Raw genomic sequence first — 14,105 nt, 5'->3', positions numbered from 1 at the left:
ATACTATAAAATTAATTTGCGATATTCACATTGTATAGAAGGTGAAACAAGGATGATCAAAACTATTCTAATTTTATTATGCATTTCTTTACTTGTTTCTTGTTCTTCCTTTCAAACAGCAGGTGTGAGTACTGTTCAATCGAATGACGTGTCCTTATCCATAAAGCAGTCGGTACCCGAGTCATTTTTCCCTAAACATTATAATATTGTGGCATTTGGGGATTCTCTAACTGAAGGCATAGGTGATACGACGAATAGAGGAGGATATGTTCCCCTATTAGAAGAGATGTTACTTGAATATAAGGGTGTTAAAAGTGTAAAGATGACAAATCTAGGTATAAAAGGGAATCGTACGAGTCATCTTATTAAAAGACTTGAAACAAATGACGTGAGGTCGTCAATTTCTACTGCTAATATAGTAATAATTACTGTTGGCGGAAATGATGTAATGAAAGTTGTTCGAGATAATTTTCTATCTCTTTCATTTGAAGCCTTCGAGAGTGAGCAACGTAGCTATGAAAACAGATTAAGGGTGATAATTAATCAAATAAGGGCAATTAATGAAAATACACAAATTGTGTTAGTTGGTGTATATAACCCATTTTTTACTCTGTTAGGTGATTTACCAGAGATAGATCAAGTCATTACCAACTGGAATGAAGGGAGTAACACAGTATTACAGCAATATGAGAGGACTACTTTTGTGGAGGTAAGTGATATCTTCATGGATAGTGAAGTAAATCTACTGTACACTGACGAGTTCCATCCGAATTTGTTAGGTTATCAGCTCATGGCTGAAAGAATTAATCAGTACTTAGAAACGATTCTTAGTAAGTAAGCTGCAATAAGGGAGTAGAATATGAAGAAATGGAAATTATCTTTTTGGGGATTAGTAGCCGTTAATATAATCATTATAAGTGTTTTATTAATAGCTGTATTCATGCCTGAGAGAAAACCGGACAGTATTGATAGTGAAAATCAAATACCTAGTAGTGGTGTTGAATTAGATGTTTTTACAAATAAAATTGAGTTAACACGATTAATAAATAGCTTTTTAAAAAAAGAATCAAAGAATCAACCACTTGAATATCAGGTTTTATTAGATAAAGATGTTTTGTTAATAGGTACCATTAAAGCGTTTAATAAGGAAATAGATCTAGAGTTGAGATTTGTCCCAGTTGCTACTCCCAATGGTGACTTACTATTAGAGCAAAAGTCAATTTCATTAGGTCAACTTAGTATCCCTGTTTCCTTTGTCTTAACGTACATTAAAGAAAAGTATGCTTTACCTGAATGGGTTGCTATAAATCCAAAAGATAATACGGTTTATGTGTCACTCACTAACATGAAACTAGGAAGTGATGTCCAGGTTAAAGTGAATACCTTTGATTTAGAAAATGATGATATTTCATTTAAATTAGTTGTACCTGTGGAGTAATGATAAAAAATCACTTGGCATACATATGCCGAGTGATTTTTTGTATGGATTTAAATTATAAGAAAGTATAGAATTTTGTACCTTGTTTTGGTTTCTAGCTCCGGGCGTGCTGCGCTTTTGTTCAAAGGTAAGAAAGTATAAAAGTTTGTACCTAGTTTTAATGTCTAGCTCCGGGCGCCATCGACTCGAGGGCATAAGCCATTTCCTTTAAGAAGGAAAAACCACCTTCTTAAAGGAACCGTCTTATGCTTGTCGCCGATAAGCGGGCGCCCTGCGCTTTTCTTACTTATTTATCTTCATCATAACCAGTGCGGGGAATTTTTACATTTTCTCCATTAAGATCGTCAATAGTAGCCTCAATTGTCCCTTCCGTCCATGTGTCACTAGCTTGCTCATGTGTGATTGCAATTCCGTTTGAAACAACTGAATTACTCTTATAATCGGACGGGTTATAAACCTTACCTGCAACTTTAAGATTTTCTTTTTGAATTTCTTCATTGTTATTATTAGCCAAAATGAACCCTCCCATTTATCTATAAATAATTTTCGATACGCTATTTATTGTAGTCAATAAAATGGAAAATATTTTTAGAATGATTTTCCATTTACCGGTAGTTACGAAAATTTTAGTGTAAGCTCTAAATAAACTTATGCTGGTGATTTTCGTGTTCTACCACTTTGTACTAAATATGAATGAGTAAAGTGCTCTGTAACACCTAGTAAAAGACCAACGATCAAAGCACCAAGTAATGTTGCTGATGCCGTGGCAAAAAAGTTAGTTATAAAATAAACAATTAAGGTTGCGGCAATAAAATCCATACCAGTACTAAACCATACTTTGCCTTCCCTTAAAAATAAATATTCCATTAATACACCTGTAACTGCAAGGATTAACCCCACAATAATAGGCTGAAGAAAATTTGTATAGTTAACATTTGGCAAAAAAGCGGCAGACAAAGCCACAACGAGAGGACAAATAATGATTTTCATTAATAAACTGGTCATATTAAAAAAACCTCCTTATCTGTACACTTCCCCAAATATAAAAAAGAATACACCAGATTATTTATATAAAGGTAATAAAGAAAGTTACATATCTATTTCTTTATTTAATAGGCATTAGCCCTAACCTAAAGTCGTTAGTTGAATAAGGTAAAGTATAGACTTTAAAGGAGGTGTATTTAATGGGCTATGGATATGGATGTGGTGGTTACGGTTACGCAGCTCCTGTAGCAGGTGCAGGTTATGGTGCAGGTCGCGGATTTGCGTTGATCGTTGTATTGTTTATATTGTTGATCATTGTAGGAGCAGCTTGGTGCTAAGCAGTACCTACAAAATTAACTAGGTATTAATTTACCTACGATAATTAAACCCACCCTAGAGACCTTCTAGGTGGGTTTTTCAATCTTTTCTAATTTGCGGATTAGCGCTATACTAGAAAAAGATTTTAATGATAGGTGGATATAAATGGACTTTCAAATAGAATTTTTATCATTTTATGTAATAAAGGTCGATTCTGATGGTGGTAATAGTTCAAAACAAATGAAACATTTCCAAACATTAGATGAAGAAAAGTATTTAGAGAATGAGTTAAAAGGTTTTTTGGATGGCGAGCTCATGAAAATAGTGAAGCGGAAAGTGGAAAGAAACCCAAAGTCCGAACAAGTACCTACAAAAATAGGTAGGTTCGTGGTCGAAGATGGTCATGATCTCACCTCCAATCCAAATTACAATATGTTCAATAAAATTAGAATTGCTGAAGCGATAGACGGCTTTAAGGAAGCCAGTGAAACGTTGGTGAGACACTATTTAGATACGAGTGCAATAAGAGGTGGTGTTTTCATTGTTACTCGAGCGAAATTCACGAAATATTTTGATGAACCCTTTGTATTTTTGTTGAAATGTGATTTTGAACCAAAGGTTGCGTCAATTACGGATGAAAAAACATTAATTAATCATGTAGAAATGGCGATTAGCACAAAAAACATGAAATCTGTACAATATCCCTATATGCCTGAAGAGGGAATACTTGAAGAATATGAGCTTAAAATCCACCAAGCTTCACATGCTAGGTATTTTGAGGATTTCCTAAAATTTGTTGAATATGAGAGGTCAATGCCTGAGATTGTAAAAACACATGTTATCGAAATGGCTCAGCAACACCTTGCCCAAACTTTTGAGGAAAATAGTGAAGTTCGGTTGAAAGAGGAAGAGTATATGGAGGCATGGGCTAATACTCCTAAACGTGAGTTGCAAGAAAAATGGTCAACTGAGCAAGTGAAGGAGGTTTCGCACTTACTTATTGAGCAAGTACCAGATCTTGAGCTAAAGTTTAAGCTAGATCATATTTCGATAAAGGCACTACTCTCTGATTTTGGGGATAACATACATATCGCAAAAGTAAAGGATAAATTCGTATTACTTGTAGAAGGCGACTTATTTTCGTTTGAAAAGGGGTTTTCACCTGTTGAATTCCTAAAACCAGAACAACTACAAAATGTTATAAAAAAAATAGTTGCTAAGGAAGATTTGGAGGAGTGAACAATCCCTCTATATAGGCACTACCACCCTAGGTATTCGGGTTTAGGATAAAGGACATCACATCAGCAGGTGAATGAAGCCTCATTGATGGTGATGTCCTTTATAAAATTTATCACGTTGGGGCACTGATCACCTTACCCTCCATTTCCAGTACCGCTTTCCATTCCACCACTTCCTCCAGACGTTTCATTTGTTCTAGTTGTTTCATCATCTTGTGCTGCACCATTACACCCCGTTAATAATAGTGTTATGGCCACTACCGATATAAGAATACGGTTAATTCTCTTGTTTAACAAAGTTATCCACTCCTTTCTTGAATAGCTACGGTTATTATTCAGCAATAATAAAGATTTTAAGCAATTTCTTTAAATATAGGTTATGGCATTCTTGAACCAGGATCATCAACTACTAGTTGACCTTGTTTTTGAATATGAAAAGTAATTAGTGAAAAAACTATTCTTGAGGAGGGATCACATATGCCAAAACACAGAAAGAAACCATATAGCTTAAGTTATGAATCTGATGGGAAGATGGGCAAGAGCAAACAAGAATCAAAGAAAATCAAAAATAAAGAGGAGCAGTTGTTCTTTAATACTGATCAAGGTAGTGAATAAGAAAAAAATAAAACTAAGGGCTGTGTAATGTTTTCACAGCCCTAGCTTATTACTATGCTCGTTCCTCGAAATTCAGGGGCTTTTTGTCCTTTTTGAACAAACTCTAATAAAAACCTCCTCGGGAAATACATACTGTTTGGAGTAATCATAAACGATGCTATAATAAGATATAGAGTGATATATAGGAAAGGTTGATTTTTTATGGAACAAAATAATGTAGAGCTTGCAACATTTGCCGGGGGTTGTTTCTGGTGTATGGTGAAACCCTTTGATGAGCAGCCTGGTATTATCAAGGTCGTTTCTGGCTATTCTGGTGGCACAACAGAGAACCCAACCTATCAAGAGGTTTGTTCAGAAACAACGGGTCACTATGAAGTAGTACAAATTACATTCGATCCCACAATTTTCCCATATAGTAAATTATTAGATGTATACTGGCAGCAAATTGATCCTACAGACGCTGGTGGGCAGTTCTATGACAGGGGAGACTCCTATAAAACAGCGATTTTTTATCACAATGATGAACAAAAACTAATAGCTGAAGAATCGAAGAAGAAATTAGATGAAAGTGGCCGATTTAGTAAGCCTATCGTGACACAGATTATTCCTGCGGCACCTTTTTACCAAGCCGAGGAATATCATCAAGGTTATTATAAAAAAAATCCGGCTCATTATAATCGATACCAAAAGGGTTCAGGGAGAGTGGATTTTATTAAAAAACATTGGAATAGCATTGATAAAGAAGATTTAAGAACTAGGCTTACACCAATGCAGTACGAGGTAACACAAAACAAAGGTACTGAGCCACCTTTTAGAAATGAATTCTGGAATAACAAAAGTGAGGGCATCTATGTAGATATAGTGTCAGGAGAACCATTATTTAGTTCAAATGAACAGTATGATGCTGGATGTGGTTGGCCTAGCTTTACAAAACCTATCAGTGAAGAAGAAATAATAGAAGAGGTAGATATATCTCACGGGATGATTCGGACTGAAGTTAGAAGTAATACTGCTGATTCACATCTGGGTCATGTCTTCAACGATGGACCAGGGCCTGAAGGTTTGCGATATTGTATTAATTCTGCTGCGTTACGTTTTATCCGAAAGGAAGACCTTGAAAAAGAAGGTTATTCTCAATATATTAAATTATTTAAGTAAGAATAATGAAAAACACCCTAACCTCAATTAAGGGGTTCCGTTTAGGGAGAGAAAATAGCAAATAGCATTATAAATAGCAGGCCAATCCGTATATGAATTAGCCTGCTTTATTTGTTGTTATAACAATGTTCTCATTCGTTTTGGGAGTGAATTAGCACATCAAATAGCATCTTAATTAACAAGCGTACAATAATTATTGTACAGGTAAAACATGAGGTGCTAATTAGGAGGTTAAATGACTTGTCAATTCGCATCCTGTTCTTGCGATATGAGCCTCTATTGAGGAATTGTGTGATACAATTGTAAATAATGGATGTTCCATTAAAGGGCAGGTTAGTAAAAGAATGGATATTATAGTATAGTTTGAATTATTATTTAGAAAATAGATTCTAAAAGGAGTAGATTTATAATGGAAAAGGTCACACCATTTTTAATGTTTCAAGAGGGCAAAGCAGAAGAGGCAATGAATTTTTACACATCTCTGATTGAGGATTCAGCAATTACAAATATTGTTCGATATGGTGCAAATGAAAGTGGGGATGAAGGAACTGTTATGCAGGCTACTTTCACCTTAAACGGTCAAGAATTTATGTGCATAGACAGCAATATTAAACATCAGTTTTCCTTCACACCTTCATTCTCAATATTTGTTACTTGTAATACTGAAGAAGAACTTGACAATCTTTATCAGAAACTGATTGAAGGTGGACAAGCACTCATGCCAATAGGAGATTATGGATTCAGTAAGAAATTTGGCTGGCTAAATGACCGTTATGGAGTTTCGTGGCAACTAAATTTACCTAAATAATATGAAGAACTTAATACCCCTATTCATACCAATAAAAAAAAGCATAAATTGTTAAACTAACGGGGGCTTTAACGGAATAAGAAGTTAATAAAGACATAAAAACCCAGAGGCATTAGCTCTGGGTTTTTTACTGTTTAATATAGTGCTATTTACATCGCTATTTCTGCTGCTAAATTGGGGTGTGATTTAAGGTTTTCCCTCCCTCAACGGAACCCGTTAAACCTCAATAGGGAGTTTTTTCCATGTGTTTTAAGTTTATGTTTAAACTTGGTCTTTTGGGCCTTGCTCCTGGCGCGCTACGTTTTTTATTCTTTGAAAGAGAATCAGGCTAAAATAATCTAGCCTGATTCGATCATTAGCCTATGGTTGATCTTGTTAAAAATCTTTTACCCTCAGGGCCTTCAAGCGAAAACATTCCACCGCGGCCTTTTACAACATCGATAATGAGATTGGTATGCTTCCAGTACTCATATTGCATTTTACTCATATAAAATGGACAATTTCCAATTTCACCTATTTGAATATCTACTTCACCAATTAGAAAATCTCCTTGTTGAAAGCACATTGGTGAACTTCCATCGCAACAGCCACCAGATTGATGAAAGAGGAGAGGACCGTGTTTTCCTTTAAGAACTTCAATCAGCTGAAGGGCTTCTTCAGTTGCAGATACATTCATTTTAGAAGAAACCTTGTGCGTTCGGACTATAACTAACTAATAAATTTTTAGTTTGTTGATAATGAGATAGCATCATTTTATGGTTTTCTCTTCCGATCCCAGACATTTTATATCCACCAAACGCTGCATGTGCAGGATAGGCGTGATAACAATTGGTCCAGACACGCCCAGCTTCAATATTTCTGCCAAATCGGTATGCTTTATTCACATCTCTCGTCCAAACGCCAGCACCTAAGCCATACAATGTATCATTGGCTATTTCTAATGCTTCTTCCTCATCTTTAAAAGTAGTAACTGAGACTACTGGACCAAAAATCTCTTCCTGGAAGATTCTCATTTTGTTATTCCCTTTAAAAACAGTTGGTTTAATATAGTAACCATTAGTAAGGTCACCTTCAAGGTTGTTTTGTTCACCACCAATTAAACAAGTTGCACCTTCTTGCTTTGCGATATCAAAGTAAGATAAGATTTTTTCCATTTGCTCTGAAGATGCTTGAGCACCGATCATTGTATCGGTATCAAGAGGATTGCCTTGTTTAATTTGTTCTACACGTGCAATTGCGCGGTCCATAAAACGATCATAGATGGATTCATGAATGAGCGCACGTGAAGGACAAGTACAAACCTCACCCTGATTTAATGCAAACATAACAAAACCTTCAATTGCCTTATCTAAAAAGGCATCATCTTCTGACATAACATCTTCAAAGAAAATGTTAGGGGACTTTCCACCAAGTTCTAATGTCACAGGAATAATATTTTGGGAAGCATACTGCATTATTAAACGACCTGTTGTTGTTTCACCAGTAAAGGCTACTTTTGCCACACGATTACTTGATGCTAATGGTTTTCCAGCCTCTACACCAAACCCATTAACGATATTAAGAACACCAGCTGGCAATAAATCCTTAATTAAATCGATAAATACCATGATTGAAGCTGGTGTTTGTTCTGCGGGCTTTAAAATTACACAGTTACCTGCAGCAAGTGCCGGTGCTAGCTTCCATGTTGCCATCAATAAAGGGAAGTTCCATGGAATGATTTGTGCAACAACTCCAAGCGGTTCCTGAAAATGATAGGCAATAGTATCATTATCTATTTCCGATAAACTTCCTTCCTGTGAACGAATACATCCAGCAAAATATCGGAAATGATCAATGGCAAGAGGGAGATCAGCAGCTAGTGTTTCACGGATAGGCTTACCATTGTCCCAGGTTTCTGCATTAGCAAGCATTTCCAAATTTTCTTCCATGCGATCGGCAATTTTATTTAGGATATTTGCACGGATAGCTACAGCTGTCTTACCCCATGAATCTTTAGCGGCATGTGCAGCATCAAGTGCTCTTTCAATATCTTGATTATTTGAACGAGCAACCTCACAAAAAACTTGTCCATCAACAGGACTTACATTTTCAAAATATTCACCATTAACAGGTGGAATCCATTCCCCGCCAATATAGTTGTCATACCTATTTTTAAATTCCACTTTAGAGCCTACTGTTCCAGGTTTATTATAAATCATTCTTTTTCCTCCTACATCTTTAATGAAGATGAAACAAGCTGAACTAAACGCTACTTTAAGCGTATTCACTAAGATGGAAGTATAGAACCTAAAAGTATGGTCTGACAGAGCCTTATAAAAATGTTTTAGCTAGATAAATTTTCAGTAATTCAAAGTGTGTATTATTGACTAAAGTCTTTTGTAAATGGTATCCTTAATATGACCGTTTTACATATACAAGTGTTAATATAAGAAGAAGATACGATAGTATGATAGATTCATTGTATTAATTTTATGTAACTGTAAGGGTCAAATATTTGGGATACACAAAGACATTGTGTGTTAATTTTTAGGAGGCATATGCACATGCAAAATGGTAAAGTAAAATGGTTTAACAGTGAAAAAGGCTTTGGATTCATCGAAGTTCAAGGTGGAGAAGATGTATTCGTACATTTCTCAGCAATCCAAGGTGAAGGTTTCAAAACATTAGAAGAAGGTCAAGAAGTTTCTTTCGAAATCGTTGAAGGTAACCGTGGACCTCAAGCAGCTAACGTTACAAAACTGTAAGCTTGAAGTCGTAAATATAAAAAAGCAGTTCCATTTTTGGAACTGCTTTTTCCACTTTTAAGCAAGAAAGTGTCTAGGTGCCCTGGCATTGATACCAATAAAAAGTAAAGGGCAAAGGTCACCTAAATCTAAAGGTGACTTTTTTGAAGTACTAATTTAAATTCTTTTTAAATTCTTGCTTTATTTGTAAAAGTAACTCTGGATTAGTTAGCACATCAAGACCTGTTAGTGCCATTGCTTTTGCTCCTAAAATCATTGATTCTTGCGCTTTTTCACTCATTGCCGCTTCTCTAAACTCATTAGTATGACAAGCGTAAGGTTCAGTACAAATCTGTATATAGGGGTGAATGGAAGGAACAACCTGGCTTACATTTCCCATATCAAGTGAACCGGAGCCACTATTTTTCTCGTTAATGTCACCTTTCTCTATTCCTAAAGCAAGGAGTGAGTTGCTAAAAGCATTTGAGAGATTTTCATTTGTAACCATATTGTCATACGAGAATTCATAGAATGAGGACTCAACAGCACATCCAGTTGCTAGTGCTGCACCTTCTGCAATTTTCTTAAGTCTCTCGACAAGTTCATTAACATAGCTTCTTTCATTTGCTCTAACATAGAATTGGGCGACTGCATAATCAGGCACGATGTTTGCTGCTTTTCCACCCTCAGGGATTATGCCATGTACTCTAGCGTCTGGTTTAATATGTTGACGTAAGGCATTCATACTGTTAAATACCTGAATAACAGCATCTAAAGCATTTATTCCATCATGTGGACTAGCTGCAGCATGGGCTGATTTTCCGAAAAACTCAAATTGTATCGCATCCATAGCGAGGGATTTACCACTCTTTTCGTGGCGATTAAGTGGGTGAACCATCATTGCGACATCAAGTTGATCGAATAGGCCTAATTCTGCCATTGTAACCTTTCCGCCCTTTGTTTCTTCAGCAGGTGTACCGAACACAATTACTTTACCACCACATTCGTGTAAAACTTTACTTAAGCCAATTCCTGCTGCGGCTGCCATTGTTCCAATCAAGTTATGTCCACAGGCATGACCGATTTCTGGAAGGGCATCATATTCTGCCATATACCCGATTGTTGGGCCGGGTAAACCGCTATCAAATACAGCTTCAAACGCTGTTGGAAGCCCAGCAGTTCCGAGTGTTACCTCAAAGTTATGTTTTTTAAGTTCATTTGCAAGTATTTCAGACGACTTAAATTCTTCATGCCCTAATTCAGGGTTTTCCCCTATGAATTTACTAATACGGTAAAAGTCTTGGGAATAATGGTTTATTTGTTCAATTATTTTAACCTTCATTTGATTACCTCTTTCCATCTTAATTAAGTCTTTATGAATAATTATACAAGAATATTAATTAATAATCTATTTAAATTACTATATTTATTAGCCTTTAGCCACATCACTTTAACAACTTTTGGTATAGATGAACATCGAGAAGTCTGCCAAACTTCCTTCCAACCTGTTTCATCACTCCTATATATTCAAATCCATTTATTTTATGTAGGTGAATGCTTGCATCATTTCCTTCGGTAATCCTAGATATAATTGTATGGTAATTTAGTTTGATTGCTTTCTTAGTAATGGCATGAATTAATATTTTGCCAATCCCTTTACCATGGTACTTTTCTAACACATAGAAAGATATTTCTACCGTTCCATCATAAGCAGCTCTGTCAGACCATTTACTTAACGAGGCCCAACCTACAACGGTTCCGTTAGCTATAGCTACAATTACAGGGTGGGTAGAACCGTGATCCTTAAACCACTTTTCCTGTTGTACTATGGTGCGGGGCTCTGTATCGAAGGTGGCTACAGTTAATTCTACAGCTTCATTATAAATTACAAGTGTTTCATTTAAATCAGACTCTGAAGCTTCTCTGATTAAAACCATATTAATCACTTTCCTTTTTTAAAAATAAGTTAAACATATTATACTTGAATACTTCATTTGTGAAAGTAATTAATACTGAATTTTAAGTATTTTTATTGACATTACTTAGTTGTTTGACGTATTATCACTTTAATAAGTTAAAAATTTCATTATTCTTCTTATCAAGAGAAGCGGAGGGACATGGCCCTATGAAGCTTCGGCAACGGATTCATATAGTTAGAACACCGTGCCAATTCCTACAAGCAGTTAATGCTTGATAGATGAGAAGAGAGTATGTTGCTAACAGCCTCTCTTCATAAGATGAGGTTTTTTTGTTTTTAAAAGATAAGAAAGTATAACTAGTTTTAGTGTCTAGCTCCGGGCGCCCTGCGCTTTTCTTAACAACTGTATAATAGCGTTTTAAACCAAGCTTTGCTTACTATTCAGCTACAGATTTACCTTTAAAACCAAGTAAAGAGAGAGGAGTAATATAAATTATGGTTAAGGAAATTTTTATCCCTGGTAAGGAATTATGGAGTGCGGTTTCGAAGCTTCCTACAAATAGACCACCAGCTATACTATTTAACTCCCATATAACTGGACTTGCGGTCGCTAGGTCACTTGGGAGAGAAGGTGTACCGATAATAGCGCTAGACAGAGATGGAAGGGCTTATGGGCTCCAATCAAAGTATGTTCACATAGCAGCTCATTGTCCAAATCCGCTTACTGATGAATTATCATTTATTGAACTATTAGAGGAAATAGGAAAACATCTCCCGCAAAAGGGTGTTTTATTTCCGTCAAATGACGAGTGGGTTTTTGCCGTTTCAAGGCATCGTGAAAGATTGTCAGAATATTACCACTTTCCATTTTCTGAATTGGAGATTATCGATCAAATTTTAAATAAAAAACATTTGTATAAAAAAGCTGAAGAGCTAAACATCCCAATACCTAAAACATGGTATCCAGAAGAATGGGAATCAAAGGAAGAATTAACAGAAGCACTTCCATACCCATGTATTGTTAAACCAGTAGAGCAAAGAAGTTTTTATGACGCCTTTGGGGTAAAAGTATTTGAAATAGAGAATAAAGAAAAGTTACTTACAACACTATCTAAGGTAGCTGGACATGGTGTCGTAATTCAGGAAATAATCGGCGAGTCATTATCAGATTTCTTTTCACTTTGTTCATATGTTGGAATAAACGGCAGTGTCAAAGGCGCCTTTGTCGGTCAAAAAATAGAACAGTACCCAATATCGTTTGGTACAGGGTGTTTAGTAATCTCGAAATATATTGAGTCTATCGTAAAAGATGGCTCTGAAATATTAGAAATTCTTAGCTATCAAGGTATCTCTGAATCTGAATTTATTTTTGATTCAAGGGATCATACATACAAATTATTAGACATTAACACAAGAACATGGAAATGGATTGACTTACCAATAAAGGCCGGGATTAATTTGCCGCTAATGGCATATTCTGAAGCAATTGGAGAAGATGTTGAGACAAAGACCACTCAAAGGGACGATGTGAAATGGGTCTATTTTAAGGACTACCTAAAATTAAAACAAGAGAAAAAAGCGGGTAGTACATTTGGACATTTGACTGACGTTGAATTAGAAAAAATAGTTACTGGACAGCTACCAAATGAGTTCTTACTTGATGCGGTAATCGATAAAGACGATCCTGAGCCAGCAGTCCAATTAATAAAAAATAGTTATAACAATGGCTATGTTTGTCCTTGTTAATTGAGTAAAGCAATAAGATATACGAAAAAATAGCCTTAATAATTGAAGGGAGAATACTAACATGAAATACGGATTTTGGTTACCAATCTTTGGAGGATGGTTAAGAAACGTTGAGGATGAAGGAATGCCACCAACATTTGAATATGCAAAAGAAGTAATTCAAGCTGCTGAAAAATGGGGGTATGATACAACTCTTATCGCTGAACTTTATTTAAATGACATAAAAGGAGTAGAGGCGGATTCATTAGAAGCGTGGACAACCGCGGCTGCATTAGCTTCTGTAACGGAAAAAATTGAGATCATGACCGCTGTTAGACCGGGATTTCATAATCCAGCTGTAACAGCGAAAATGGCTGCTAATATTGATAGGATCTCAAATGGACGTTTCACATTAAATGTTGTATCAGCATGGTGGGCGGAAGAAGCGAAGCAATATGGTGGAATATTCACAGAGCATGATGAAAGATATGATCGAACAGAGGAATTTATTAATGTGCTAAAGGGATTATGGGAGAATGATAGCTTCTCATATGATGGTCAATTTTATCAAATTCAAGATACCAAGCTATTTCCAAAACCTGTTCAAAGGCCAAATCCTGTTCTATATGCTGGAGGGGAAAGTCCTCGTGGAAAACAGATGATAAGCAACCATTGTGATGCTTACGTTATGCATGGAGGTACTGTAGAAGAAATTAGAGAAAAAATTGCGGGTATGAAGGAATTACGTGCAAACACAGAAAACCAACCGTTTTCTTCCTTTGGAATGGCTGCGTATGTTGTTTGTAGAGACACAAATGCTGAGGTAGAACAAGAGTTAAATAGAATAACAGATGTCAAAAACGCTGCAGGATATGTAGGTTTTAATGACTTTACTTCAAAATCTCAACTTGAACAAAAAGTAAGCCTTTATGACTATTCTGTTTCAAATCGCGGCCTACGTCCGAATCTAATTGGTACTCCAGAAGAAATTGCTGATAAAATCATTGAATTCGAAGAGGCCGGACTAGATTTATTATTGCTTCAGTTCTCTCCGCAACTAGAGGAAATGAAACGGTTTTCAGACAAAGTAATGCCTTTAGTTGAAAAACGTAGAGCCGAAAAAGCAAAAGTAACGCAGTAAACCGTGAACTTCGCAAAAGTTAGAACACGGTCTTCAAAT

General features: G+C 36.0%; 17 protein-coding genes and 1 riboswitch. Of the genes, 10 read left to right on the top strand and 7 right to left on the bottom strand.

Annotated features, from left to right (window positions below; translation table 11 throughout):
• Positions 1 to 52: 52 nt before the first annotated feature.
• A complete protein-coding gene (locus tag PY093_RS03185) occupies positions 53 to 838 on the top strand; it encodes an SGNH/GDSL hydrolase family protein (RefSeq protein WP_275644417.1) in 786 nt (261 codons plus the stop codon).
• Between the two features lie 21 nt (positions 839 to 859).
• Positions 860 to 1,438: a YpmS family protein gene (locus PY093_RS03180; protein ID WP_275644416.1), complete on the top strand. Its 579-nt coding sequence runs from the start codon at positions 860 to 862 to the stop codon at positions 1,436 to 1,438.
• A 286-nt stretch (positions 1,439 to 1,724) separates the two neighbouring features.
• Here the strand turns inward: PY093_RS03180 and PY093_RS03175 are convergent, their stop codons facing one another.
• Both PY093_RS03175 and PY093_RS03170 read right to left on the bottom strand, forming a co-directional pair.
• Entirely contained in the window at positions 1,725 to 1,952 is a 228-nt protein-coding gene (locus PY093_RS03175) for a YozQ family protein (protein WP_275644415.1), read from the bottom strand.
• 134 nt (positions 1,953 to 2,086) lie between these two features.
• On the bottom strand, positions 2,087 to 2,443 hold the full coding sequence (locus PY093_RS03170) for a DUF2512 family protein (RefSeq protein WP_275644414.1): 357 nt from the start codon (positions 2,441 to 2,443) through the stop codon (positions 2,087 to 2,089).
• Between the two features lie 179 nt (positions 2,444 to 2,622).
• On the opposite strand from PY093_RS03170, the gene PY093_RS03165 reads away from it, so the two are divergent.
• Positions 2,623 to 2,760, top strand: a complete 138-nt coding sequence (locus tag PY093_RS03165) for a YjcZ family sporulation protein (protein WP_275644413.1) — start codon at positions 2,623 to 2,625, stop codon at positions 2,758 to 2,760.
• Positions 2,761 to 2,905: 145 nt separating this feature from the next.
• Positions 2,906 to 3,979, top strand: a complete 1,074-nt coding sequence (locus tag PY093_RS03160; RefSeq protein ID WP_275644412.1) for a DUF3900 domain-containing protein — start codon at positions 2,906 to 2,908, stop codon at positions 3,977 to 3,979.
• A gap of 134 nt (positions 3,980 to 4,113) precedes the next feature.
• On the opposite strand, the gene PY093_RS03155 is transcribed toward PY093_RS03160, so the two are convergent.
• A complete protein-coding gene (locus tag PY093_RS03155) occupies positions 4,114 to 4,275 on the bottom strand; it encodes a hypothetical protein (protein WP_275644411.1) in 162 nt (53 codons plus the stop codon).
• A 180-nt stretch (positions 4,276 to 4,455) separates the two neighbouring features.
• Between PY093_RS03155 and PY093_RS03150 the strand changes: the two genes are divergently transcribed.
• The 3 genes from PY093_RS03150 to PY093_RS03140 all read left to right on the top strand — a co-directional run bounded on the left by PY093_RS03150 (position 4,456) and on the right by PY093_RS03140 (position 6,559).
• A complete protein-coding gene (locus tag PY093_RS03150) occupies positions 4,456 to 4,593 on the top strand; it encodes a hypothetical protein (protein ID WP_275644410.1) in 138 nt (45 codons plus the stop codon).
• 201 nt (positions 4,594 to 4,794) lie between these two features.
• Complete coding sequence (msrA, locus tag PY093_RS03145; protein WP_275644409.1) at positions 4,795 to 5,751, top strand: peptide-methionine (S)-S-oxide reductase MsrA; 957 nt, start codon at positions 4,795 to 4,797, stop codon at positions 5,749 to 5,751.
• A gap of 409 nt (positions 5,752 to 6,160) precedes the next feature.
• Positions 6,161 to 6,559, top strand: a complete 399-nt coding sequence (locus PY093_RS03140; protein ID WP_275644408.1) for a VOC family protein — start codon at positions 6,161 to 6,163, stop codon at positions 6,557 to 6,559.
• 355 nt (positions 6,560 to 6,914) lie between these two features.
• Here the strand turns inward: PY093_RS03140 and PY093_RS03135 are convergent, their stop codons facing one another.
• Positions 6,915 to 7,235 (bottom strand): DUF779 domain-containing protein, encoded by a 321-nt coding sequence (locus tag PY093_RS03135; RefSeq protein WP_275644407.1) that lies wholly within the window; start codon positions 7,233 to 7,235, stop codon positions 6,915 to 6,917.
• Position 7,236: 1 nt separating this feature from the next.
• Positions 7,237 to 8,757: an aldehyde dehydrogenase gene (gene adh, locus PY093_RS03130; RefSeq protein ID WP_275644406.1), complete on the bottom strand. Its 1,521-nt coding sequence runs from the start codon at positions 8,755 to 8,757 to the stop codon at positions 7,237 to 7,239.
• A 345-nt stretch (positions 8,758 to 9,102) separates the two neighbouring features.
• On the opposite strand from adh, the gene cspD reads away from it, so the two are divergent.
• The gene (cspD, locus tag PY093_RS03125; RefSeq protein WP_193468961.1) at positions 9,103 to 9,303 is read left to right on the top strand and encodes a cold-shock protein CspD; all 201 of its coding nucleotides are present in this window, start codon (positions 9,103 to 9,105) and stop codon (positions 9,301 to 9,303) included.
• A 151-nt stretch (positions 9,304 to 9,454) separates the two neighbouring features.
• On the opposite strand, the gene PY093_RS03120 is transcribed toward cspD, so the two are convergent.
• Positions 9,455 to 10,624, bottom strand: a complete 1,170-nt coding sequence (locus PY093_RS03120; RefSeq protein ID WP_275644405.1) for a M20 family metallopeptidase — start codon at positions 10,622 to 10,624, stop codon at positions 9,455 to 9,457.
• A gap of 103 nt (positions 10,625 to 10,727) precedes the next feature.
• The gene (locus PY093_RS03115) at positions 10,728 to 11,219 is read right to left on the bottom strand and encodes a GNAT family N-acetyltransferase (RefSeq protein ID WP_275644404.1); all 492 of its coding nucleotides are present in this window, start codon (positions 11,217 to 11,219) and stop codon (positions 10,728 to 10,730) included.
• Positions 11,220 to 11,374: 155 nt separating this feature from the next.
• Positions 11,375 to 11,486, top strand: a riboswitch (SAM riboswitch).
• Between the two features lie 209 nt (positions 11,487 to 11,695).
• On the opposite strand from PY093_RS03115, the gene PY093_RS03110 reads away from it, so the two are divergent.
• Both PY093_RS03110 and PY093_RS03105 read left to right on the top strand, forming a co-directional pair.
• A complete protein-coding gene (locus PY093_RS03110) occupies positions 11,696 to 12,946 on the top strand; it encodes a carboxylate--amine ligase (protein WP_275644403.1) in 1,251 nt (416 codons plus the stop codon).
• 61 nt (positions 12,947 to 13,007) lie between these two features.
• On the top strand, positions 13,008 to 14,066 hold the full coding sequence (locus tag PY093_RS03105; protein WP_275644402.1) for an LLM class flavin-dependent oxidoreductase: 1,059 nt from the start codon (positions 13,008 to 13,010) through the stop codon (positions 14,064 to 14,066).
• Positions 14,067 to 14,105: the final 39 nt, after the last annotated feature.

Source organism: Cytobacillus sp. S13-E01, assembly GCF_029193815.1.
Classification (GTDB): Bacteria; Bacillota; Bacilli; order Bacillales; family Bacillaceae_L; genus Bacillus_BV.
This window is presented reverse-complemented; position numbering and strand designations above follow the sequence as displayed.